The organism is Rania fehmarnensis (assembly GCF_056494185.1).
Window position 1 is genome coordinate 82,727 of sequence record NZ_CM151398.1, and the last position, 24,675, is coordinate 107,401.

At 55.5% G+C, this 24,675-nt stretch carries 16 protein-coding genes; 5 read left to right on the plus strand and 11 right to left on the minus strand.

Features of this window, described 5'->3' with window-relative positions; all coding sequences use genetic code 11:
- Positions 1 to 241 precede the first annotated feature (241 nt).
- From SH573x_RS00270 to SH573x_RS00285, 4 genes are all read right to left on the minus strand, one after another.
- Positions 242 to 1,108, minus strand: a complete 867-nt coding sequence (locus SH573x_RS00270; RefSeq protein ID WP_479356837.1) for an IS3 family transposase — start codon at positions 1,106 to 1,108, stop codon at positions 242 to 244.
- Positions 1,105 to 1,398, minus strand: a complete 294-nt coding sequence (locus tag SH573x_RS00275; protein WP_479352284.1) for a transposase — start codon at positions 1,396 to 1,398, stop codon at positions 1,105 to 1,107. Before SH573x_RS00275 ends, SH573x_RS00270 begins: the two co-directional genes overlap by 4 nt.
- 399 nt (positions 1,399 to 1,797) lie before the next feature.
- Entirely contained in the window at positions 1,798 to 2,973 is a 1,176-nt protein-coding gene (locus SH573x_RS00280) for an MFS transporter (RefSeq protein ID WP_479352285.1), read from the minus strand.
- Positions 2,970 to 3,872, minus strand: coding sequence for a hypothetical protein (locus SH573x_RS00285; protein WP_479352286.1), 903 nt, complete (start codon positions 3,870 to 3,872; stop codon positions 2,970 to 2,972). The genes SH573x_RS00280 and SH573x_RS00285 overlap by 4 nt, the downstream gene beginning before the upstream one ends.
- A 287-nt stretch (positions 3,873 to 4,159) precedes the next feature.
- Between SH573x_RS00285 and SH573x_RS00290 the strand changes: the two genes are divergently transcribed.
- A complete protein-coding gene (locus SH573x_RS00290) occupies positions 4,160 to 10,462 on the plus strand; it encodes a hypothetical protein (RefSeq protein WP_479352287.1) in 6,303 nt (2,100 codons plus the stop codon).
- 47 nt (positions 10,463 to 10,509) lie between these two features.
- On the opposite strand, the gene SH573x_RS00295 is transcribed toward SH573x_RS00290, so the two are convergent.
- The 4 genes from SH573x_RS00295 to SH573x_RS00310 form a co-directional block, all read right to left on the minus strand.
- Entirely contained in the window at positions 10,510 to 11,064 is a 555-nt protein-coding gene (locus tag SH573x_RS00295; RefSeq protein ID WP_479352288.1) for an RNA polymerase sigma factor, read from the minus strand.
- Between the two features lie 200 nt (positions 11,065 to 11,264).
- Positions 11,265 to 11,675 (minus strand): hypothetical protein, encoded by a 411-nt coding sequence (locus SH573x_RS00300; protein ID WP_479352289.1) that lies wholly within the window; start codon positions 11,673 to 11,675, stop codon positions 11,265 to 11,267.
- 522 nt (positions 11,676 to 12,197) lie between these two features.
- Entirely contained in the window at positions 12,198 to 13,190 is a 993-nt protein-coding gene (locus SH573x_RS00305; protein ID WP_479352290.1) for a hypothetical protein, read from the minus strand.
- 139 nt (positions 13,191 to 13,329) lie between these two features.
- Positions 13,330 to 13,545, minus strand: a complete 216-nt coding sequence (locus SH573x_RS00310; RefSeq protein WP_479352291.1) for a hypothetical protein — start codon at positions 13,543 to 13,545, stop codon at positions 13,330 to 13,332.
- Here SH573x_RS00310 and SH573x_RS00315 point away from each other — a divergent pair.
- The 4 genes from SH573x_RS00315 (at position 13,544) to SH573x_RS00330 (ending at position 18,311) form a co-directional block, all read left to right on the plus strand.
- Positions 13,544 to 14,695, plus strand: a complete 1,152-nt coding sequence (locus SH573x_RS00315; protein ID WP_479352292.1) for a hypothetical protein — start codon at positions 13,544 to 13,546, stop codon at positions 14,693 to 14,695. The genes SH573x_RS00310 and SH573x_RS00315 overlap by 2 nt on opposite strands.
- A gap of 114 nt (positions 14,696 to 14,809) precedes the next feature.
- The gene (locus SH573x_RS00320; protein ID WP_479352293.1) at positions 14,810 to 15,667 is read left to right on the plus strand and encodes a hypothetical protein; all 858 of its coding nucleotides are present in this window, start codon (positions 14,810 to 14,812) and stop codon (positions 15,665 to 15,667) included.
- A gap of 85 nt (positions 15,668 to 15,752) precedes the next feature.
- Entirely contained in the window at positions 15,753 to 17,135 is a 1,383-nt protein-coding gene (locus SH573x_RS00325; protein ID WP_479352294.1) for a hypothetical protein, read from the plus strand.
- A gap of 99 nt (positions 17,136 to 17,234) precedes the next feature.
- Positions 17,235 to 18,311 (plus strand): ADP-ribosylglycohydrolase family protein, encoded by a 1,077-nt coding sequence (locus tag SH573x_RS00330; RefSeq protein WP_479352295.1) that lies wholly within the window; start codon positions 17,235 to 17,237, stop codon positions 18,309 to 18,311.
- Here the strand turns inward: SH573x_RS00330 and SH573x_RS00335 are convergent.
- From SH573x_RS00335 to SH573x_RS00345, 3 genes are all read right to left on the minus strand, one after another.
- A complete protein-coding gene (locus SH573x_RS00335) occupies positions 18,295 to 20,946 on the minus strand; it encodes a ComEC/Rec2 family competence protein (protein WP_479352296.1) in 2,652 nt (883 codons plus the stop codon). The two genes, SH573x_RS00330 and SH573x_RS00335, sit on opposite strands and share 17 nt — an antisense overlap.
- Positions 20,947 to 20,966: 20 nt before the next feature.
- On the minus strand, positions 20,967 to 22,310 hold the full coding sequence (locus tag SH573x_RS00340) for a DUF1501 domain-containing protein (RefSeq protein ID WP_479352297.1): 1,344 nt from the start codon (positions 22,308 to 22,310) through the stop codon (positions 20,967 to 20,969).
- Positions 22,311 to 22,479: 169 nt separating this feature from the next.
- Positions 22,480 to 24,474 (minus strand): alpha/beta hydrolase family protein, encoded by a 1,995-nt coding sequence (locus SH573x_RS00345; protein ID WP_479352298.1) that lies wholly within the window; start codon positions 24,472 to 24,474, stop codon positions 22,480 to 22,482.
- Positions 24,475 to 24,675: the final 201 nt, after the last annotated feature.

A 24,675-nucleotide genomic window follows, 5' to 3' on the forward strand; every position in this document is an offset into this window, starting at 1 on the left:
GCGTCTTCAATCTGCCCTAGTTTGTGAGCTAGCAAAGGCAAGAGCATGGTGTATGTCCCCAGTGGCGGCTTGCTTGCAAGCCGAGCATGAGTGGGGACAGAGCACCGCCGCGCTCACACGGGACACCATGATCCGGTGTATGTCCTGTATGTCCCCGGGCCGAACGGGCACCCGCGCCGAACGGGCATGATCCGGTGTCTGAGGTGGTACCGCTTTTCTGGACAGTCCAGTCTCTTGCGCTTCAGGACTGGGTTGATTCGAACTGGACTGGACTGAGATAGCCAAGAGAAGAGTGCCTTCTCTCGACGTTGTAGTATTCGATGTAGGAAGCTATGTCTTTGAATGCTTCCTTGGTAGTACTGTATTCGGTTATCTCCAACTCTCTCTTGAGTGTTCCAAAGCAAGATTCCATGGCTGCGTTGTCGTAGCAGTTATCTGCTCGAGACATGCTTTGGCGCATGGCTGCTCGTTTCAGGATTTGACGATATTCTTTGCCTGCGTACTGTCCACCACGGTCGGTATGATGGATCAAGCCAGGCGATGGCTGTCTCGCGGTGATCGCGTTGCGCAGTGCGGTTAGCACTAGTTCCTCGGTCATGTCATCACTTAGATGCCAACCTACAATTCGACGCGAATATGCATCCATCAAAACGGCTAAGTAGCAGTAGTGACATTCAGCACACGGTATGTAAGTAATGTCTCCTACCCACACCTGTCCGATGCCATTTGCGCTTTCACTTAAAAGCAGATTTGGGTTGTATCCTAAGCGGTGCTTACTTTCAGTACTGCGAGGCTTAAATGACTTGGGTTGAATTGCACGAAGTCCCTGCATTTTCATTATCCGACGGGCTTTGCGCCGACCGCATTTCATGCCTTTCTCAGTGAGCTCAGTTGCAATTCGACGGCTACCATATCGACGACGATGATGCCTGAAAGCTTCGCGCACCTTAGGCGAGAGAATACGATCCTCCTCATCGCGCTGTGTGTCGTCAGAATTAAGCCACGAGTAGTACGCACTACGGGTCAGCTCTAGCACTTCACAGATCTGGGTGATCGGTGCCACTTCCGTCTGTTCAATGGCCTGAGCGACTGCGTAAAGCTCAGCTATTCGTTCCGGCCTAAAATACCCAAAGCTTTTTTTAAAATGTCTCGCTCACGCTCCACGCGGTGAAGCTCCGCTTGCAGCTGCTTTAGCTTGGCATCCATTGCGTCAGCGACTGGGCCTGCGTCTGTCACCAATTCTTGCTTCCATTTGTACAGCAAGTTCCTTCTGGGGATCCCAAGCCGTTCACAAATCGACGAAGCTGAATGCCCATCAAGGTGCATTTGTACAGCTTCTTGCTTCAGGTCTTCCGGATAAACTCTTCGTGAATTCTTTAGCTTCTTTTGAGGCTTCATGCCGTCTCCTTAGATTGCTCATTCTAAGAGACTGGACTGTCCGGAAAAGCGGTACCACCTCAGTCTGTCCCCGGGCGCGAACGGGGACAGAGCGTAGGTGGAGCCCGCGACGTCTTCAATCAGCCCTAGTTTGTTAGCTAGCAAACTTGTGAGCATGGTGTATATCCGGACGGACGTCTGGTTTGAGGCGGGCTTGTGTTAGCGGGTTCTGAGCGGCTGGGACAGCCGCTCTACGATTGGGGACAGAGCCGGGGTGATTTGATGGCATTGCCACGCGGACCAATGCGCGTGCTCTGTCCCCGGGCGCGACGGGGGACAGAGCACGGGTGCGTTCCATGCGGGGCGATTGGTGGGGGACAGACCCCGGGGTGATTTGCTGGCATGCGGGCAGAGTGCCCGCTATGCTTTCAGCCCCTTGACGACTAGCCAAGCTACGATGGCGATGACGTCTATGACCAGCGTAATCGCCAGGCCATGCGTCAGGCCAATGTGTTGGCTGCTCAGCCCAACTAACCAGGGACCAAGCGCACCGCCAACTCCGCCACACGCAAACAACAATCCCATCACGGTCGCGGCTTGGCCTCGATGCAACTGCGATACCGCGGCGGTCACCGTGGGAAAGGTCACGGACATGCAGAGTCCAGAAAGCGGAAACAAATAGAGGAGCCGCCGGTCATCCGCTAATCGCGGTCCGTAAATGGCCAACGCCAAACATCCGCCCGTTAGCGCCAAACACACTAGCACCACGGTCATGTAATCGAAGCGATCTACAATCGCGGCTCCGCCCAACCTACCCAACATCAACAACGCGAAAAATGCCGAGAGATAGCGACTGCTAACCTCAATCGAAAAACCATGCGTGACCTGCAAGTGCTCCATCATCCAAGTCCCAATACTCAACTCGACTGCCACATACGCTGCAATTAGCACGTAGTAGGCCAACATGATCGGGGTGAATCCAACTTGCCATACGCTGACGCGCTTCCCAGCCTCAACCGCAGATTCCCCATTCACCAATCCGGTCCGCCTTGATCGCCTGGGCCAAAATACCAACAGCAGCGGCAATGCGAAGATGCCGCTGATCGAATAGATCGTCTGCCACGCCCAGTGCTGCGTAATCAAGCTGGCAGCCACAATCGGTACTACCAACGATCCACACCCATGAAACACCGACAGCAAGTTCAGATAACGTCCTGGTGCCGCACGGTGCAACTCAATCATCAGCGCATTGGCACCTAGCTCAACGGCGCCCAATCCATACCCGGCCACTCCCAAGCATGCAATCGACCACGCATAATCATTCGAGCTATAGATTCCAACACCACCCACAGCCAAACACACGCCAGCCAACCACACCACCAACCGATTGCTCCATCGATCGGCCATAACTCCCGTTGTCAAAGTGGCCAATACAAAGCCGATGTAGCTGGCCAGAACTAACGAGCCAGCTTGCGCATAATCGAATCCACTCCGCACGATCTCCGGCAGTAGCGGACCTTTGAGATTGTCGATGAATCCGAAAGCCAAGAAGGACCAGAATCCTCCAGCTGTTAACCAGTAGCGCGTATTGGTCATGGACTCAACGCCGCTTCGCTAACAATCAACGGCATCGGGTTACCTTCGCTAGTCATTAAAAACTTAGTGCCACTCTTATCGAAGCAGATCGCTTCGCCTTGCTTGCGCGGTGGTGCCATCAATAACTCCAGCTGACCATCTTTACCCGCGCGCCACTTCGCAGTAGCTGCCGGTTGGTCGGAGTCGCGACGTAAGATGCACGTCGGTCCATATGTGCCTAGCGCCAGCAGCCGCCCATTATCCGAAATCGATGCGCCCGTTACCAACATCGCGTGAACGGTCAACAACCACTCCGCTCGAGACTCTTGCTTGCCGGCTTCAGGATTAAACGCCACCGCAAAAATCTGCGAACGAAACTCTTCTTTACTAGCCAGAATGAACTGCTGACGCCATGGATCGAATGCAATCGCTTCACAGTTCAAGGCACCAGCCGGATACTCGACGTGAACTTCAAAATCAACCTTCGTCGATTCTTTAGCAGGTTTCGCATCTTTGCCCGTCGCACCGACGGGAATCATATCGATCTTGGGCTCTTTCAAGCCGTAGATGACCACATGCTTGCGAGCAAACCCATTATCGCCCACATCGGCCACAGCCAACCAGGCTTGGCCACCGAGCTGAAAACTGCACATGTCTTCCCAGTCGAGCGCATCGGCCTTTTTGACCTCGACCTCCGCATGCAATCGACCGTCGGCATCAAAAGCAAATAGCCGCGGTTTGTCGCCTGAGTCGTTGTGCGTCCAGAGCAATCGCTCGGTAAGTCGCGATCGAGCCAGTCCGCTGCTTTCGTTGATATCTTTCGATTCGAGCCACGTAGTCGAAGGCAATTTGCCACTAGGCTGCGCAAAGCCAACATTAGCCAGGCAAAGCAGGAGTAGAATCGATTTGAAATCGTGCATGCGATTTATTCTTCTTCAGTTATATCTAGGATCACGCCGGGTATTTGACAACGGAAAGACTCACTCTGGAAGCCGCTGCCACCGCAGTCGGAACTCTAATTCTGAAGTATGCTTGGGGATTAGGGAACTGGCTCAGGCTGGGTCACGTCTAGCCACTGAGTGGTCAGATCCTAACAATTTTCATCCAAAACTCAGCTCTTTTGGGTAGGTGGTGCGTTATGCGACGGTTGCAGCTGATAATCTTGGCTCTGGGCGGTTTCAGTTTACTGAGCAGCGGAGGAGCTGAGATGCGTGCGCAACAGGAAGTTGGCTTTCTTGAGAAATTTGCGACCGCCAGCGATCGCAGAACGGCACTCAAGGAACTGATCCCGGGAACCGAAGACTACTACTATTATCACTGCCTGCACTTTCAAAATGAAAAGCAGTTAGCCCAGGCGCAAGCAGTCTTGGATCAATGGAAAGCCAAGTTCGGCGAAACGGCTAGCGTCAGCCGTATGCAAGCTCGGCAAATGGTTCTGGCCTATGACCAGAATCCCGATGCTACGATCGTCTTTCTGCGCGAGAAGTTGGGTGTCCAGCTGGATCACGCTCCGCCAAGTCGCGATCGAGCGGCAACCCTGTCCAGTTCGATCGAAGCCGGTCGGCTCGATCCAGATCAACTCATCGCAGCGGCCCTCGAGCGCGATCGCAGTTTCGGACAAATCGCTACCGCTACCTTGCCCAAGTTCGTAGATCTGCAGATGGCACCCGATCAACTGCGAGCCTGGCTGCAACGCCTCGATCGCGCCGACTTCGCAGGACTGGTCAAGCGAATCGCCGAAGAACTGGCACTGCAGGACTCGCCAGGTTTCGGTTGGGCACCCGTTCATAATATGTTGACCCTGATTCAACTGGACGAACTGCTTAAAGCACGACCCAATCTCAACGGGCATGAGCCCTTCTTGCGAACTTATTTGGCTCGGCTGGCTCCACCGGACTACACGCCACTGGACGATGCAGTGCAACAACGGGCGTACTTGGAACGCATGCTCAAATTTGTGCGCACCCTGCCACCATCGCAGAACAGTTTGAAAGCGATGGTCATCGGCAATCTGCTCAGGCTAAACCTGAAAGAAGGTAAGTACGATCGCACTCTGTTCCTGGAGTACTTGGCTCTGCCTCGTCAGGCACCCTATTACGCCGTAGAGAAGTTTCGCAATCGACCAGTAACCTTGGCCGACTTGAACTATGCCATGAATCCACAAGTCATCCTACCGCCGGTAGGCAATGACATGGCTCTCATACGTAGCTATCTGGAACACTTTTTTCAATCCGAAAGCAAGCTCGACGACTTTGCTCGCTTTCTCGATCGCGATTACCTTGAGCGTATCTTGGCGGAGACTAAGATCCTTTACGGAGATGGCGATGCGGCTACCTGGTATGCCAAACTAAGCCCGGCTGAACAGAAGGCGCTGCGCGAACGCATCGAAGTTCGCTTTGGGCCACGCAATCAATCGCACTTTGCAGCCGACGATCAAGCCGAACTATCGGTCGACATCAAGAACGTTTCACAGCTGTTGATCAAGATCTACGAAGTCAATCCGCGCAACTACTACCGCTCAAACAATCAGCCGATCTCAACCGACGTGGAACTGGATGGCCTGGTCGCCAACAGTCAACGACAAATCGAGTATTCGCAGCCGGCCGATCGGCGGCACAGTGAAACGATTCCGCTGCCAGAGCTGGAAGGTCGCGGCGTGTGGGTCGTCGACTTGCTAGGCGGTGGACAACGCTCGAGGGCCTTGATTCAGAAGGGTACGCTCAGCAGTATTCAAAAGCTGACGGATTTGGGGCATCAGTTACAGGTCTTCGACGACCGCGGCCAACTCGTCAAGTCGGCCCACGCCGAGATCGGCGATCGCGCCTTCGAAAGCGATTCCGAAGGCCGCATTCTGATTCCGTATGTCGAGACTACAAAAACGCAGAACGTCATTTTGGTCGATGGCGACTTCGCCAGTCAGGAAACCTTGCTGCTGCAGAACGAAAGTTATGCACTCAGCGCCAAGTTCATTTTGGATCGCCAGGCTCTAGTAGCCGGTACGATCACCAGCGTCTTGATGCGCGCCCAATTGGTTTGCACCGGCCGGCCAGTCAGCCTGGACTTGCTAGAGAATCCCCAGCTGACCATTACCGCAGTGGACCTGGACGGTCTGCCAACCACACAGACTATTGGCAATCTGAAATTGAGCGATAGCGGTGAACTGCTGCATAAGTTCTTGGTCCCACAACGTCTGGCCACAATTGATTTTCGCTTGAGCGGACGCGTTTATAACGATAGTCGCGACGAACGGCAGGAAGTTGCCGCTAGTGAAACGTTGGCCCTCAACGAAAATCTGCGCACCACGTTGATCGGTAGCATTTACTTGCAGCCCACCGACCAAGGGTATCGACTGTTGGTGTTGGGCCGCAATGGCGAGGCACTGCCCAAGCTTCCTGTAACTCTAGCGATCAATACGTTGGATGTGGCTTCGACTGAGAATCTAACCTTGGCTACCGATGCCAAGGGTGAGATTGATCTGGGCAAATTACCGCGCGTTACCACGCTCAATGCCAGTGCCCAAGGCGTTCAACCTCGCGCTTTCCAATTAGAGCTGCCAACCCATGCCTGGCCGTCGATCGTTCATCAATCAACTAAAGACAAATTGGTTTTGCCTTTGGGCCAACAGGATATTCAAGCCGATGCCTTGAGTCTGCTTGAAATCAATCGTGGAGTAATTCTTCGTAGCCTCAAAGATGCATTGCAGCTGAGCGACGGCGCTCTGGAAGTTCAACCGCTGGCGGCTGGCAACTATCAATTGCGCGATCATCGTAGCGGGCAAGTCGTTTCAATTGCCGTCGTGGATGCCCTAGGGGATGCCGGCGACTACTTGATTGGTTCCACCCGCAGTTTGGAAACTTCGGAGCGTCAACCAGTTGTGGTCAAGAGCACCAACGTGGCCGAAAAGGAGTTGCGCATCAAGCTTGAAGGTGCGGACAAACATACACGCGTGCACATTATTGCGCATCCGCTCTGGCCCGATTTGTCACCAGCCCTTCAAGCTCGCTTGCCCTATCCGCCGTTGATGCAGCAGCCACGTCGTCGGTCGACTAGTTTCTATATCGACTCTCTACAACTGGATGAAGAGTACAGCTACATCCTGCAGCGTCAACAAACCACGCACTATCCCGGCAATCTTTTGGCGCAGCCCAGTTTGCTGGTACATCCGTGGGAAATATCGCTGACTGATAATCAAAAGAAAGATGCGGCTGATGGCGATGCCATGTCTCGCATGGCAGATCCGTCTGCCGCCCCGGCAGCCCCTGCTCCCGCAGAAGCCAGCAGGATGATCGCCCCGGCGATCGGTTCGGTCAGTTACGACTTTCTCGCACAAGGGACGTTGGTCGCTGCCAATTTGACTGTCAATGAACAAGGTGAAGTTGTCGTGCCTCGCGCACCGCTGGACGGATTCACGAGTGTTACGGTCTTAGTCGTACATCCCACCACTACGGACGCACGTTACGTGGTGTTGCCGCATAGCGAACTGAAGAAACGCGACTTGCGACTAAAGTCAGCGTTTCCAGCCGACAATCATCTCGCAGAAACGCAAACCGTGCGTGAACTCAAGCCCGGTGAAAAGCTGACCATCGGCGACGCACGCACCAGTCGCGTACAAGTCTATGCAACGCTGAGCGATGTGTACCAACTCTATGCATCGCTACTGAATAATAACCCCGAGTGGGAGAAGTTCCGCTTTTTAACTCGCTGGGATCAAATGAGTGATGACGAGAAGCGAGCCAAGTACAGCGAGATGTCTTGTCACGAGCTGGACTATTTTCTCTACCGCAAAGATCGCGCGTTCTTCGATGCGGTGGTTGCACCCTTGGTCGCGCAGAAGCTCGACAAGCAACTGGTCGATTTGTGGTTGCTGGGTAAGCCCATCGATGCCTATCGCGCACTGTGGCGCGTGCAACGCCTCAATACACTCGAGCGCATTCTGTTGGCCCAACGTTTGGAAGAGGCCAAGCCAGGCACAGAACGCTGGCTGGATGAATTCGTAGCCGCGTTTCCCATCGATCCAGTGATGCGCAGCCAGCGTTTTGAAACTGCCTTGCGTGGGTCAGTATTAGATGGCGGACCCATCATGCTTGGATTGCAGTTGGCCGAGGCCGAATCATTGCAACAGAATATGCACTTCGACGCGCCAGCGGCCATGGGTTTTGGCGGTGGCGAAGGCGGCATGATGGGTGGTGGCATGGCACCAGGCGCCGCAGGCGGTGCCATGGGTATGGGCGGAGCGCCCGAGAGTAGGTTTGGTCAGAATGCACTAGAAGATGCGGTTATGGAAAAATCAGCCGAGAGCGACAAGGCTGGACGTAGTGAAAACTTCTACAACCGCGGGCGCGGGGCCGAGATGGGCAAATCGCTCAAGCGACGAAGTGGCGGTCGATTCTTCCAGACGCTCGATCAAACTCGCGAGTGGGCCGAGACGCAGTATCATCACATTCGCTTGGAAAACCAAAGCCCAGCCTTAGTACCGCCGGGACCTTTCTGGCATGAGTTTGTCAAACACGCGGGTGACGATAAGTTTCTCTCACAGAGTCTCGATCTGCCGGTGTCGAACGTCAACGAAGCGCTCCTGGCGCTAGCTGTGATCGATTTGCCTTGGCAATCCGAGCAGAGCGAGATGAACGTCGAGAATAATCTGTTGGTCATCACTAGCAAGCAACCTGCGGTTGCTTATGTGCAGAGCATCGAACCGGCTGCGCCGGCAGAGGGTGCCCCCTCGATTTTGGTTGGCGAGGACATCTATCTGGCCGAGCCGCATACCGATGAAGAAAGCAATCGGCCTCTGCAAGTTAAGCCGCTGCTCATCAACGTGCCGTACCGAGCCAGCGTGGTAGTTACCAATCCAACTAGCACGCAGAAACGCGTGCATGTATTGAATCAATTGCCCGCCGGAGCCATACCGCTGGCCGCCAGCCGCGTGACGCGGTCGACGCCTGTTGAACTCAATCCTTACAGTACGGCTCAAGTTCAATACATGTTTTACTTCCCAGCCGCCGGTCAGTTCGATCACTACGGCAGCCAGGTCAGTAGCGACGGCAAGCACTTGGTTCACACGGAATCAGACAAGTTGAAAGTCCTGGCCGAACCTGAGAGCGTGGATGAATCGACTTGGAGTTACATCGCCGACTGGGGTACCAACGAGGCTGTGCTGAACTACCTGGCCAAAGCCAACTTGCAGCGGCTGGATTTATCGCGCATCGCGTTCCGCATGCAGGACAAGGAGTTTTATGTTCAGGTTCTGGCACTGCTGAGCCAGAGTGGTCGGTTTGATCCAGAGTTGTGGGCTTATGCGCTGGTGCACCGGGACGCAGCCAATATTGCGCAGTACCTGCAGAATCGTCGAGACTTCACCGATCAACTTGGTCCAGCGCTAGTCTCGAGCTTGATTGCGCTCGACCCACAAGAGCAGATGACCTACGAGCATCTGGAGTACAAGCCTTTGGTGGTCGCGCGTATTCACCAGCTGGGTTCCAAACGCCTGGTGCTGAACGATAAGTTATTCGCGCAATACTCGCGGCTCCTCAATGTGATGGCTCATCAGGTCCAGATCAGCCAGGACCAACGCATGGAGTTGTGCTACTACACGCTCATTCAGAACCGCATTGAAGAAGCCTTGAAGTGGTTCGAACAAGTGGAAGCGGACCAACTGGCCACGCGCTTGCAGTACGATTACTTCGACGCGTATCTCGACTTCTTCCGCGGCAACTATGAACATGCTTCGCAAGTTGCCGGGCGTTACGCGACTTATCCAGTACCACGTTGGCGCAACTTGTTCGGCGATATTGGAGATCAAATTCGTCAGCGCGATGCACTCCTGGCTGGACAGGAGATGACTTCGGTTACATCGCTCGATAGCGGCCTGGAGCGAGCCGATCGTATGCTGACCGATCGGCGCGAAGCTCAGCAGAATCGGCAAGCCGCTGAAGCACCTAGCCTGGATTTGAGCGTGGCCGATGGAGCAGTTGAGGTCAACTATCGCAATCTAGACGAGCTGCAAGTCAACTACTATTTGATGGACATTGAGCTGTTGTTCAGTCGCAATCCCTTTGCGGCTCAGACTGGCCAGAAGCTGCCACCGATTCGACCAAACATGACGGAAACGTTGAAATTGCCAGGCGGCCAGGGAGCGACTCGCAAGCTTGAACTGCCGGCAGAAGTTCGCAATCGTAACGTGCTGGTGGAAGTAACTGCCAAAGGCATCTCGCGCGTAGGGATCCTGACTGCGAATACTTTAGCAGTTACCGTCGTCGAACCGTATGGTCGCGTGCAAGTACGTGGACAGACCGATCGTGCGCCGGTTGAGGCTGCCTATGTGAAGGTCTACGCGCGCCATCAGGACGGTTCGGTGCGATTCTTTAAAGATGGCTACACCGATCTGCGCGGCCAGTTCGACTATGCAACCTTAAGTACTGGTGACCTGGCTACTGCCAGCCGGTTGTCGATTCTCGTGATCGATCCCAAACATGGGGCGATTGTCCGTGAAGCCGATCCACCAACCCGGTAACGGATGCTAATCAGCACGTGGACACGTCCACGTGCTTTTGCAGTGCCTTAGTCCATCATTTCCTTCAAGATGTCGTGCAGTTGATTGCGAGCTCGAGAGAGGCGGCTGCGGACGGTTCCGATATTGATATTGAGAATGGTGGCGATGTCTTCATATGCCATGTCTTGCATTTCGCGCAAGACTAAGATGTGGCGATGTTCTTCGGTCAAACGCTGCATGGCAGCTTTGACCATTGAGATGCGTTCATTGCGCAGCAGAGGTTCATCGGGCGCTTCTTGACGATCCTCGGGTTCGCCACCTGAGACTTCTCGGCTTTGCTCGATCGACATATCGGTTCGGCGTCGACGTCGTCGGCTGAGAGCGTTGTTGAACGCGATTCGATAGAGCCAGGTGAAGAAGCGGCTGTTACCTTGGAAGGTATCGAGCTTGACATAGGCTTGGACAAAAGAATCTTGAACCACATCCTCGGCTTCGTCATGCGAACCGACTACATGTAACATGGCGCTGAACAGGCGATCTTGATATCGCTGGACCAACTCACCGTAGGCGTGGCTGTGACCGGCCAGCGCTTGTCGAATCAGTTCGTCTTCCGAAGTGGTCACGCTGTTTAAACCGATTTCTGGCAAGCGCACGAATGGCTGAGGGAAAAGATCGCTGTCGCTAAATGCAGCCAACCCGCTCGACCCATGGTTGTGGGGCGGCGGGTTAGTAGCAAGTGCCAGCAAGCGAGCACTAGTGTTGATTATATTCTGCGCTTTCGAAAGGGCGAGCGTAGTCCAATATCGGTTACGATAGGGACAGCTTAGAAGCGGGGACGAAAGCCACCGATGCCAATCGAAATGCTGGGGCCATAGCCATAACCCATGCCGGTGCCGAAGTTCGAGTAGCCCATGCCGTTGAATCCGGAGCTATAAAAGCCACCGAAATTGTTGCTGTAGGGCAAGGTGCGATAAGCTGGGTAGCCCGTTTGAATCTGGCCCAGCACAACTGGAGGCACTCCGCGGTAGCCAGTCGAATACCCTCCGTAGAATGCACCATAGCTACCGGGTGCGGGTCGAACAGGCACATAACCACCGCGATAACCGGCTGAATAGCCAGGATGGCAATTGGCAGGACCGCGACCGTAACCGTACTGAGCATTGGCTTGTGGCAAAGCGAATCCGGCTAAAGCGAGACCGAGCCCTAACACTGCTGACAAAACTAGGTTTTTCATCTTCCCACCCTTGGGACAGGATTGCCATAGGAGCAGCCATTGGCCTCGACGTGACGTCAACCCTGCTCAACTATTTGTTGAGAGACCGGAGAATCATTTTGCGTGCCAAATCCAACTGCAGAACGAAATAGCTCGCACTGCGTCACGAAACTTGAACTTATTTCTTGATAAAAGAGTTCTTTCTCCCAGAAGGCTGCCAGGAAAGAAGTATGTCAAATTGATTGCGTGGTATCAAAATGACACACGAGCTACGGTCGTTCTGGTCTGACCCCAAAACCGTGCGATCACCTCCCACCATCAATTGCGCTCTGTCCCCGCGGGCAGTAATGCCAGCTCGCCGGCTCGGGAAGAGGGACAGACCACCAGCCCCCCGAAGATTGACACTCCAACCGCTGACGCTCTGTTGTTTGTCAGCATCGGTTGCAGCGTGTGTGTCCCCGATCAAGGGCGGCAGCGTGTGTGTCCCCGATCAAGGGCGGGGACAGAGCACGCGCACGCGGCAGGTTGAGCAAGAGGGGATGTTTATGGGGGATTGCGCGGGATGGGCTGATATTTTGGGGTCTCATCGACGTCTGTCCCCGAACTGGAGACGAAGTCCTCCGAATTGAACATCCCGGCCGGCATTTCCGCAGGCGTGGGGTCGTGGTAGTCGATCCGCACGACCATCTCCACGCGCGGTTTTTCATCCGAACTCAAACGCGTCTCTTCGACAGAATAGAGCCAATAGGGCAGGGGCTGGCTGCGGCCGATGGCTAGCTTGACTCGGTTGGGCATCAGACGCACTTCATCAGGCGCTGCTAGCAACACATCAATCTTGGCCGTGCCGCGAACAAACGCCTGGCTCAAGTCTGCCAGGCGCTGGCCCTCCAACCACCAGACATCCACTTCGTCGTCGTGGCCCGGTTGCTGATACTTGCCAGCCTTAACACTGTTCCACTTGTATTGCTGGCATACCGCTCGCAGTTTTTCGTTTTGACCGCCGATCGACAAGTGCAGGGCAACCAACGGATCTTGCTTGTCCTTGTCGATCGAAAAATGTCCGAGGTATTCGCTGACTCGCACTAAATCAACATGCGAACCTTCTTCTTTGCCATCCATGCGATGAACCATCCGCAGTCTGCGGCCATCGCTTATTTGTTCCAACCGATTCTGAAAATCTCCCGCCACCAAAGTTAGTACGAGCTTCATTTCCCCCACACTGCCGCGGGCGTATTTGCCAGTGCCGCGGAGTTGGCGATTGAACGTTTCTATTTCATGGCGAATCAAGCAATGAGCCGAAGGCCCCCACACTCCGCTGAGCAGCGAATTCTTGAGAATGATTTCCGCTTGATCCTGTTGACTGAGATGCCGCAACGATGAATTGGCCGGGCGATTAGGCAGAACCTGATCAAGCCGAAGCGGCAGCGGAATCGGATCTTGGGCTTGAAGGTGCGTTGCTAGCAACGCACAAACGAAAAGCACGACGATAACCAAGGAATTCCGTTGATTTTGAAGCGGATCTTGAAGAAAAGTCATCGCGATTCGAGCACGTTTAGCTAGCACAGCGAATGGGGTGAGCATTGGGCAAAGTTCTCTACCTAATGCGGTTGTGCCGAATTTATCAAAGAATCCAGGTAAAGCCCGCCGAAAACAGACCCATAGTGGCAGTAGTCCGTTAGCGGGGCGCGCCATCAGACGTCTTGCGGCGCGGATTGTAGACCGCACCCGACATGCGAGTCCAGGTGAGTTTGGCCGACTTCTTATGCACCAGAGGTCCGCTGAACTTCACAGCTGGCCTACACAGATACTCACGATCGTTTTGACCAACAGTAATCGACGAGCCACACACGGATGTTGGCTCGCGGTTGCTCAGCCTAGGGGGTGACAGCATGAAAATGCGATTTTTCTTGGTGACGCTGGCAGCTGTAGCCATGAGCTACGTGGCCGGCTGTACGCCGGTTCGGCATAACCTGCCGCCAGCTCAGCGTTTGCTCGAGCCAGGCCCAGGCGTTGGCGGACCCGGCCCTGGTGTTCTGGCTCCACAAGTTGTGCCTGCCTCAGCCGAGATGGCCATGGGTGGCGGAGCATGTGGTCCTGGTGGCCCAATGATGGGTATGCCTGGTGCCGGGGCAACGGTACAGATTCTCTTCAATCGACCCGAAGGCATGGAAGTGCTCTACGATGTGGTCGGTGATGGATCCTTTACCAGTGCACCGCTGAGCGTACCAGGTCGCGTTGAGTTTCCTCAAGGCGGTATCTATCGCTTGAAGCTCACTAAGATCCAAGGCGATGATCGCTTTGTAGGCGTAGAACTCTATCCTACAATCGAAATCGCCGGGGCCAGCCCACGCACAGCAGCATACCTGGCACACAATGCAATTCCAGTAACCTTCAGCGTCTCGGATGACCTGCCACAAGTGCTGGCCGGTAACTTCGTGACCAAAGTTATCTACCTGCCGGACCCTGAGTTCCAAGGTGATGCTCTGGTCGGCGTAGAAGAAGTCGTCAGCAACCGCATCAATCCCGGTGAAGATCCCATCGTCGAAGCCGACCGTCGCGGTTCGATTCTCGCGATCGTGCGCATCGGTAACAAAGACATCGAAATGAGCGGTGCTGCCAATGCATCGGCTGCGATGGCCATGGGCCCGATGATGGGTTGTGGACCGATGGGCTGCGGACCTGGTGGCATGCCTCCCGGACTGCCTGGCATGGTGGCTGGTGTCACCGCTCCCGAATACGGCATGACCTACAGTGGCACGCCTATCGGATTGCCTGGACCACCGCACATTCCACTGGGAACTCCAGCCGGATTGCAGAAGCATGTGATGCGCAATCACACTCACATGAACATTCCAGATCCAGTTGAAAAGGTTAAGATTCACGTCCGCTCAACACCTGGCCAAAGCTATCCACAGCCGGTCAGTCGCGCACGGATTCACGAGCAGAACATTCATCCTGGATATCCCAGCGGAATGCCTGCCGCCTATCGTCGCAGCCAAAATGTTGGCGGTGGCGATGCTGAATACTGCCCACCGGAGTAAGACTTCGGCAACGATCGAGAGTGAAGCGGTCGGTTCAGCCACCAAGAGCTGGCCGACCGTTTTTTCCTTCCAGCGTTTAAGCTCTCTCAATCCTCCTTCGAAGGATAGGTTCGCATGCGATTGCTCTGGACTAGCTCGGTCGTATGGCTTGCATTTGCCAGCCTAATGACATTTGGCGAACCACATATCGGTTTCAACAAATTAGCGCATGGCCAAGCTGAGCGCATCGGGCAAATGCCCCAAGTGAATTACTTGCAGAGCGCGGATAGTCCGCCTGGCGCCGTCAGCGCTGGTCGACTCATTCGCGGCGGTCAAGTAAGTGGCTACTATCAACCACTGGAAGTCTCTGGTCCCGAAAGCTTGGAAGTGGCTCTGGCTCAAGGTGGCCAATTTCTGGAACCCTTGTCTGCTCCGGTCAAAGTCGGCATGTTAGTCGGCGCGGTCTATCGGCTGCGCGTTACCAACATCCCACTCCGGCCAGGAGAAGAACTGTATCCAACCATCGAAGTCATCGATCGACTCTATGCGCCACGCGGACGCGAACATCGCTTTCCGATCCCGGTCGTACTGGAGAAAGACGACCTGTGGCGGGCACTGGACGGAGGTATGGTTACGCGTGTCATCTACTTGGAAGACTCACAAAACGCGTCCCCAGAAGTCCAAGAACCCGGCGCCCAGCGCGTCACGGATGTGGGTGGCAACGACAACGCACTCAAAGTAGCTGACCAACTGGGCAGGCCAGTGGCTATCCTGCGCATCGGTTCCCGTGTACCAGTTGATCTGCAAGCGGACATGAGCGGCTTTTTATACAACTCGCCTCCATGGATGCCCCTGCCTCCAGTCCCCACGCGCCAAGGCCTGATCGATGCTGGCATGATGGCTGATATCGAACCGGCCGAACCTGCGAAAGAACTGCGTCGCGAATTTATCCCAGCGGAACCTCGCGTGCCTGCTGCTCAATTGGTTCGCTAACACGACCTCAGTGCTTTCCAAATTTAATCGCATCAGCCAACGCACAAGCCAACTCGGCCCGACGCGCAAGCCCAGGGATCCAGCCATGAATAAACCAGCACTCGCCACGAAACTGACGAAACATCATCACCGCTCACAAACCAAACGCTGGTTACTGGTTGGCTTGCTCCTTTCGGCGAGCGGCTGTGCCAGCTCGCCGTTGAGCAATCTTCGCTCACCCAATCTTCGCTCACCCAGCGGTTCCGTGGCTCGCACCCAGCCGTCGGCCCATCAAGCCACCTCGGTTGCCCGCAACTCGGTCGGCCGAACTGCGAAACCCGTGCGCACTCCAGCCATGCCCGGCTCGCCGGTGATGCCAGTCAACCACGAAGAGCCCACCTACCCGTCGACAGGTGACGTGAACTACGACCCAAGCTGCGCGCCGAATTCGACGCAGTGCTTCAGTGACGGCAGCGATGGCGCATGCGCCATGGAGGGCTGTGCTTGTGAGCCCGCGTATCCACCCGTCCCTCAATACTGGAACGATCAAGAATATCTGTACGACGGTGGCGATCGCGAACCCAAAGTTGAACTGACCGACGAGTGGGAAGTGCGCGGGCTTGATAGCCAAGACACCGTGGCTCACTACGAGACGCTCGAAGGCAAACTGTGTATCTCGCCCAGCAATCGCGTGCCGATCTATGCCCCACGTTTTGGGGCCATTCGAAAGATGACGGCGCCCACCATTGCCGCTCGCGCGGTGGGAGCTACGCCGCTGATCGAACCACTCGGCCCATCGATTAAATCAACCCATGAACCGGCCGGTGACGTAACTTCGCCAGTGGGTCCGCGAAATCGCGACGTGGTCAAGCTGATCGATGGTCTGCGTGAACGCACTCGCGGCGTCGCAGCTGAGAAGATCATGCCAGCTCATGATCTGAGCAGTTATCAAATGGCATTGAATCGTTTGCAAAACCATACAACGTCACTACGTCGAGAAGACCTAGTTGCACTTCTCGGCGAATATATGGTGAACGCACGTACATGGGTTAGCCCTGAAGGTATTGCAGTGGCTATGAATGGCGTGATGGCTGCCCAGACGCGGGACGCCAAAGAAGTACAGGATATAACGGTTTACGATATTGAGCCAGGCAAGTGTTCCTTGCGAATTTGTAAGGCAGCTTCCCACTCGGCGGCCAGCCCAGGTGATATTATCCATTTCTCCATCCGTTTTGACAATGTTGGGGACAAGCCCATTGGAAATCTAGTGATTCTCGATAGTCTTGTTACACGGCTGGAGTACATTGATGGTAGTCAACAGTGCCTGTTGAGTCTCGCTTCAAATAAGACGCCCGAAAAAGAGGGGAATCCGGTCAAATTCTCGACTGCAGAGAATGAGGCAGGTTCTACGGTATTGCGGTGGGAGGCCGACCTTCCGCTCGAGGCAGGGGATAGTGGGGTAATAACTTTCCGCTGCCGAGTCCGTTAGTGGGCCATGAGGGGAATTCGTTTTAGAAGACCCATAATGCCGGGCTGAGGGGGAGCGCGATTCAGTGATATTATTCCATTGTTTCGCAGCTTGTCGGCAATGCTCACATCTCAACAACGTTATCAATCTATACACGGGCTGTTGATGGGCTTGGCGATTGGTGATGCGCTCTCTCAATCGTACGCATATCCTTCGCCCAGCGCTGTACTGCGTCATCTTAAAGGCAAGCCGCTACGTTATCGCATGCTGCTCGGTAGCGGCTTATATAGTGATGACACGCAATTTGCCTTGATGGCGGGCCAAGCTATTCTGAATTCACGCAGCACGTCGGATCAATACCATAAGTACTTTCGACGTCGCTTGCGCTGGTATGTACTGAGCTTTCCACCAGGCTTGAGCCCGGCTACATTTCTATCTGGCCTGAAGTGCTGGTTCAGTTGGATGGGGCTGAGTGCTAATCGGTGGAGCGTTGGAAACTCGCCGACCACACGCAGTATGTTGCTAGGCGTGGTTTTGCATAACACTGGACATCGTTATCAAGTTTGGGCGCGCGATAGCGCGGCGATTACGCATAGTCATGCGCTAGTGGGCGATGCCGCTTCGGTCCTGGCCACCGCTGGACAAATCGCCGCGGTAACCAGCGGCGGCAAGGTCAACAAAGAAGCCGCCCTCGATACGCTGATCAAAACGTGCAAAGAAGAAAAACTGCGCGAGGCACTGCAGCAGTTACAGCCCTTCTTGGCTCGTAACGCTACCCCACGCAAAGTCGCTAAGCACTTCGGTTGGTCCCATGGAATCAGCAAGCACATCTTGCCGACCACCGTGATGGCCATCTACTGCTTCTTGCGTTTTCCTACCAGCTTCAAGCGCGCGGTCACCTCTGCCTTGTTGCTCGGCGGTCACCACGACGCACTGACGGCGACCGTGGGTGGCCTGATTGGGGCGCACGTAGGCGTCAACGAACTGCCGGCGGAGCTTTACGACAACTTGGGCGATTGGCCCCACACTCGCAAGTGGATCGATCGCCTGGCCACACGTTTATCAGACTGGCCGCACGGTGTCGAAGATTTGCTGCTGGCACCTGGAGAACCCAGCTACCCATTGGCTCAACTGCTACGCAATATCGCGCGCCGGCCAAGGGTGTGGATCAGAAGTGCACTCAATCGATTGTGGTAGTTCGAAAGCTGCCACCTTCCCAGCGATACACGCTCATCGCGCCATCACCGGCTACGCGCCACTGAATGGCTCCGTCTCGATGCGTAATCAGTGTTTGCGCATCTTCCATGGAATAGCGCTGGATAACCTTGGGTCGTGTGGCTCGCTGTCCGCCACTGATGACAATCCACAGTGGCCTGCACCACTGAAATACGGCTCGCGGATCTTGTGTCGTGCTGCCATGATGCGGTGCCATCAGCAAATCACATGCTTGCGGTGGCATACTCAAGAGACTTTGCAAGCCATGCTTCTCTATATCACCAGGCAGCAAGCATCTCCTACCGGCATACTCAATCATCAGGGTCAAACTGTTAGCGTTGTCTAGTGAATCGAAAAAGTTGCCAGGCGGATGTAGCACGCTTACGTGAACAGCTTTACCGGCGCGAGCGGCAGAGAGCTCGCAGTTCAACTGCTGTCCAGCGACCAGGCGTGTCATGGTCAACCCACAACGGGTAAAAGTCTGTCGCAGGTTTCCCAACTCCGGTTCCAAATGTTGCCAGAATTGAGGCGAGGCAAGCACCTCGCCAATACTGAAGCGCTGGATCAAGCCAGGAATCGCATTGTAATGATCTGCATCGGCATGCGAGATGAACAAGCGATCAATACGGGCCGTTGGCAAACTCCACAATACTTCCGCAATCTCTTGGTGACTGCGCTGGCCACCACCTAGATGCCCAGCGTCATACAACCAAACTTCACCACCGGGCAACTCGATCAAGACGCACGTGCCGTGCCCGACATCGATAAAAGTTATCCGTAGCTCATCAGCCTGCGCTTGGTCCACGGGTTTCGTGATCAGCCATTGACCAAACGTGCGACAACCAGGTACGTAAGCTTGTAGCGCAGTTGAGGTGTGTCGCAGCCAACCGGGGCCATGTCCGCGACTGCTGAACATCCAGGGCGCCATGCCTATCAGTAACCAACTCATCAACACGGCACCCAGCCACGGGCGCAGACGTGGTCGATACGCCATCGTCAGTACTCCCAGCGCAGCCAGGCTATAAAAAATGCTGATCCAGCCCGTCGATGGTGGAGGTAACCACACATGGCCAAGGGGTAACAGGTCGCCTAGCCAGACGATCAACCCAATCAGCCACAGACTCACACCGCAAGCCAGACCCATTAGCCACGCCAGGGGTGGCAACCACCACGAGATCGACAAGACTAATCCGCTCAACAATCCAATCACCAGCAAGGGCCAGAGGAGAATGTTCAGCGGAATAGCCACGAGCGATACGACATGAAAATTTATCCAGATCAGCGGCGCAGTTAACAACCACACCCAAAAGCTGAGCACGGTCATTTGCCATACCCAACGGCCTATGTTTCTCAAGAGACGTTCATGCCATGTCCAACTCTCCTCAATCACTGCGGCCAAGGCATCCGTGCGATCATCGCGTCCATTGATGCCGCGGGCAAAGATCGCAATGACAGCGACCGCTAGAAACGATAGTTGCACCCCAACATTGCCGATCCAGGAACTGCGCATGACCAACACGGCCAGTCCCGAAAACGCCAGTAGATTGGCCAACCCACCACGGCGACCACGCCACCTCGCTACGCAAACCGCCAGGACTACAAAGACTGCGCGTAGCACCGGCGGATTGGCCCCTGCGATCAAGGCATAAAGCGTGATGCAGATGGCGACCAGCAGCAACGATTGGCGCTGCCTGAGGCCAACTACCCAGCACAATATCCAGAGTGCACCGGCCACCAACTCGATATGCATGCCGCTAATGGCCAGCATGTGCAGGGTGCCGGTGGAAAGTAACTGTTGCTGCGCATTCCAATCCACTTGTTGACGTTGACCGAAGACCAGGGCCGCCGCTAGCGGGCCTTGACCCAGTGGCACATAACGGTGAATGGCGCGATCGATGGTCCGCACAGCTATGGCAGTTAGCCGAGCGACTGGCCGCCGCCATGAGCGACTGTCCAGTTGAACTTGATCGATCGAATCGGCTTGCAGAAAGACGAACTGATATTCTTGCTTGAGAGCCGCGCTGAGATCGGATTGACCTGGGTTGGTCGGTTGGCCGACAGCGGCAAAGCTGCCAAAGACGGTGACGTGATCACCGGGCAAGTAGCTTTCAATTCTTCCCGGCAGCGTGAGGCTGGAGTAGCTGGAGACTGGCTGCCACTGACCAGCATTGCGCACTGCGGTGCACCGAACTTTCCACTGTGTGCTCCAGCGCTGGTTTTCATCCTGTCCCGCGCGAAAGAAACTGTTCGGCATCCAAATGGCACCAGACAAAATCTGGGCGCGAAAGACCAAGGGTTGATAATCGCGCTGCGCCACGCGCCCCAAGTCATCGTTCTCAGGTGGTCGCTGCCACAGATGCAACGTGGCACCCATCCATACCAACGATAACCCAGCCAGGCTCATCGCCGAAGTGCGTGCGTGGCGCATTAAAGCGATCATCGCAGCCAGCGCTAGCAAGCTGGCAGGGAGCAGCGTCAACCAAAGGCTATGGATGCCTGACCAATCCGCCAGTCCGATGCCCAGCATTACCAGCGCAGCGGCAGGCACCAGCGGCATCCGATGCAACGCACGAGCCACGCGCGTGCGCCAGTCCGTTTGCTGCTCGGGCTGCTGCAAAACTCCATCCTTGATCTGGTCTATGCACGGATTAGTTCTTTGATCGTGGTGCCATCGGCAATCTTAATGGGACGACGTTCGTCGGATATGTTTTCTTTATGAGGATCAATACCGACTGCACTGGTAATGGTGGCCAGTAATTCGGGCACGCTCACGGGACGATCTACGACCTCTTTGCCATCGGGACTGGTCTTGCCAATGATGGCCCCACCGGCAACACCACCGCCGGCCAGGACGGTGCTCCAGGCATCAGGGAAGTGATCGCGCCCACCACGCTCATTGATCTCCGGCGTGCGACCGAACTCGCCCATCCACGCGATAGTGGTTGATTCCAGCAAGCCACGCTCTTCCAATTCGATCATCAGTTGACTCCAACCCAGATCGAGTTGCTCACTCAAGCTTTGCACGATCTTGAAGTTGTCGAGATGAGAATCCCAACCCAAGGGACTTGCCCCGCTGAGCGAGACTTCGACAACCGGTACACCTTGTTCAATCAGCCGCCTGGCCATCAGACAGCCTTGGCCGAACGGTGAGTTGCCATAGCCACGCCGGGTTTCGTCTTTTTCTTTCGACAGATCAAACGCACTCGATACCGGGCTTTCGGCCAACTGCATTGCCCGGCGATAGACTGTGTCGTGCGTGGTAGCAGCACCTGGCCGGCTAGCCGCGCCATATTTGGTTTGTAGTAGTTCCCAGTAAGCTTTGCGTCGTTGTAGTCGAGCCTGGCTGAGTTGATCAGGTGGTAACAAGTTATCGACGCGCAGGTCGGCCGGCTCGTCGCTGCTGCCGCCGGTAGGTGCAACTTGTGGATTGGCCGGATCATAATTGCTGGAGCCACCCACTGTCAGCGGTTCGCGACCAGCCCCCAAGAAACCGGCGCTAAAGGCCGCCGGATTGATGAACGAGTTGGGAAGAATGCTAACGTAATCGGGAACCTCGGGATTGGCGGCCGTTAGTTCTTGCGCGAGGGCAGCCGGCAGTGAAGGAACCTTGACCGGTGCGCCAGGGCGATGACCGGTGCGTACCAGAAAGGTACCGCGACTGTGGTCGCCTTCTTTGGTTTGCATCGATCGCACCAGAGCCAAATGATTGGCCAGCTTGGCCAGACGCGGCAAGTGCTCGCTGAAACGCATGCCCGGCACCGCCGTTTCAATCTCTTTGAAAGAACCTCCGTGGGCGTGGCCGGGCTTCATATCAAAGGTATCCATCTGCGAGGGGCCACCCGGCATCCACAACACAATCAAGTGTCGCTGCTGGCCGCCTTGACGCATCGCGGCACCCAGTTGACTAGCCCAGCCGGTCGATAAACCCGTGGCAGCCCCCGCCGCTACAATAGATCGCAAACAATCGCGTCGAGTCAGCATATCGGTTACCGAGCCTTTCTCGTTTAGTAGCAGAAGCCGTCAAGGCTTTCGATCTTTGAAGTTGTAGCGGAAGCCGTCAAGGCTTTCGTTAGGGCTTTCGGCAGCCTCGCTCGAAAGGCTTGACGCCTTCCGCTACCAGCTTCATGATATCCCAGCCTCACGCGCGTGGCTACTCGATTACTTCCGCGGGGCTGGACAAACAACTGACCAGGCCCGGCAGATCGCGATAGCGGGCCGAGCCGGGCAGGAAGTTGGGATCGCGAATCGAATCGACTTTGGCAAAGCGGAATCCGTCGGGCTTGAGCTTCAGCTTCAGGCCAGCGACTTTCAATTGTTCGGCGATGAGAGCTCCACCGGCCGCCAGGGCCGAATCGTCGCCCCGCGCTTCGACCTGAATGCTAGCTCCGGAATTGCTTTCTGCTAGCCATCGCAACGTCGCTCCCAATTGTCGGGCGCGACGGGCCATGAGTGCTGGGTTGTAACCATACGTATAGGCCGCGGCCAGACGTGGATTGCCCACCAGCGTCTGCGCCTTCAATTCGATTAACTCTCCGGCATCGTTCAACTTCTGACCAACCAAGACCAGTCCGTAAACTTTCGCTTGACCTTTGGTATCGGTAACCGCAATCGTCAGCGATGATTGGTCGCGTTTATCACCAGCCAGTTCGCGCACGGTCCAGTTGCCATCGCTAGCGGAGGATAGCGCCTTGCTGGCATCACTACCGGCGGCTTTGACCACATCGACCGGCGCGGCGGTCAGCCCCAGGCATACTCGCCAACCGGCTGTCAGTACACTGCGCAGTTCCGATTTTTTGCCGGCCGCTTCGAGTTGTTGGTAGTGATCTTCGACCATCGCGCTAAATCGCTTCATGAGTTTGCGTTCGAACAGTTCACCACTTTCAGGTTCAGGGTGCTCTGCGTCCCAAACGCGCAGATCTTCTTTGCCCTTCCACTGAAAATCGCGTTCCAGCACGGGTTCCTGCATACCTAGTTTGAAATGCTTGTTGACAAAGCCATACATGCCGACGCGGGCAACGTGGTTGTAGTTGTGCGGGAAGTGAGCGGCGGGAAAGAGAGCGACTTTATCTTTCGCGCCATAAAGCTCGTAGAGCTTCTGCATTTCCGGGAAACCGTCGGTGGGCATGTTCTTGGTCCAGTCGTTGGCCGTGGTCATGCCCAGTGGACGCGGCGCGATCAGACTGGCCATTTCGCAGTTGTTAGTGCCGGTGCGCAGCAAGCAGGAGTTCTCGCACGTGCAACCGCCTTGCATGCTGGTGCTGACCATCACGGCGGGAAAGGCCAAAGAGATGCGATCATCCAAGGCGGCCGTCAAGAAGGATTGCGTTCCGCCACCACTGGCACCGGTGATCGCGATGCGCGAACTATCGATCTCGGGCAAGCTGAGCAGAAAGTCAACTGCGCGCATCCCGGCTAGAGTTTGCAGTCCAGGTACCGATTGAGCATGCGATTCAGCCAGTGGACTGAACAAGAGCCAGCCATCAGCATTCACTTCGGTTTCCTTGGGCTGGTTCGCAAAGCGATGGGCGCGATCGAAGTTGATCTGTACGCTATCGCAATAACCGATCATATCCCAGTGATAGACCACGCAGCCCATGCGCGCCAGTTGGACGCACTTGGCCATCAAGTGATTGCGAGCCGCGTTCTCGAAACGTTCCGCGCCAGTGGCCAGTGCCTTGGCGATCTCGGCGGGCGATTCATCGTAGAAGCGGGCGTTGTTCCAGTGCCCATGCGGACAAAGGAAACCCGGTACTTGGCCTGTGGGCATTGGATCGGGGCGATAGAGATTGCCAGTGACATAAAAACCCGGTAGCGTTTCAAAGATGGCTTTCTCGATCGTATAGCCATCGAGCTTGATCTTGCCATACACCTTGGGTTGAATCGGCTCGAGTTTGGGCAGGGGCCACACACCAAGGGCCACGGCCAATTGTTGCTTGACGTCCGCGCTGCGGGCTTGCCACTGATCCATCGAAGTAGGTGGAGTAAACGGGCAGTGCTCGTCCAAGTCTCTTAGCTTCGGATACGACTTTTGCAGTTCGACCTGGTTGGCATCGAGCGACTTGTCTTGCGCGCTAACGGACAATGGTGCAACTAACAACCATGACCAACAACCGAGCAGGGGGAGCAGAGTGCGAAGAGAGAGCATTGGCGAGGGCTCCTAAGCGAGAAATATTGCAGGTGGGATACTCTGCGTATCATAGTCGAAATCACTGGGGAGCGTGATCGTTTAACCCGTAGCCGCCAGGCGAGGTGCACCCTCTAACCAATCTCTGCGTTTACCTGAGCAATCGTTTAACCCGCAGCCGCCAGGCGAGGTGCACCTGCTAACCAATCTCTGCGTTTACCT

Coding starts and splice junctions, on each gene's coding strand:
- SH573x_RS00275 (WP_479352284.1), bottom strand. CDS start 1,398: ATGAAGCCTCAAAAGAAGCTAAAGAATTCACGAAGAGTTTATCCGGAA.
- SH573x_RS00280 (WP_479352285.1), bottom strand. CDS start 2,973: ATGACCAATACGCGCTACTGGTTAACAGCTGGAGGATTCTGGTCCTTC.
- SH573x_RS00285 (WP_479352286.1), bottom strand. CDS start 3,872: ATGCACGATTTCAAATCGATTCTACTCCTGCTTTGCCTGGCTAATGTT.
- SH573x_RS00290 (WP_479352287.1), top strand. CDS start 4,160: ATGCGTGCGCAACAGGAAGTTGGCTTTCTTGAGAAATTTGCGACCGCC.
- SH573x_RS00300 (WP_479352289.1), bottom strand. CDS start 11,675: ATGAAAAACCTAGTTTTGTCAGCAGTGTTAGGGCTCGGTCTCGCTTTA.
- SH573x_RS00305 (WP_479352290.1), bottom strand. CDS start 13,190: ATGACTTTTCTTCAAGATCCGCTTCAAAATCAACGGAATTCCTTGGTT.
- SH573x_RS00315 (WP_479352292.1), top strand. CDS start 13,544: ATGAAAATGCGATTTTTCTTGGTGACGCTGGCAGCTGTAGCCATGAGC.
- SH573x_RS00310 (WP_479352291.1), bottom strand. CDS start 13,545: ATGCTGTCACCCCCTAGGCTGAGCAACCGCGAGCCAACATCCGTGTGT.
- SH573x_RS00320 (WP_479352293.1), top strand. CDS start 14,810: ATGCGATTGCTCTGGACTAGCTCGGTCGTATGGCTTGCATTTGCCAGC.
- SH573x_RS00325 (WP_479352294.1), top strand. CDS start 15,753: ATGAATAAACCAGCACTCGCCACGAAACTGACGAAACATCATCACCGC.
- SH573x_RS00330 (WP_479352295.1), top strand. CDS start 17,235: ATGCTCACATCTCAACAACGTTATCAATCTATACACGGGCTGTTGATG.
- SH573x_RS00340 (WP_479352297.1), bottom strand. CDS start 22,310: ATGCTGACTCGACGCGATTGTTTGCGATCTATTGTAGCGGCGGGGGCT.
- SH573x_RS00345 (WP_479352298.1), bottom strand. CDS start 24,474: ATGCTCTCTCTTCGCACTCTGCTCCCCCTGCTCGGTTGTTGGTCATGG.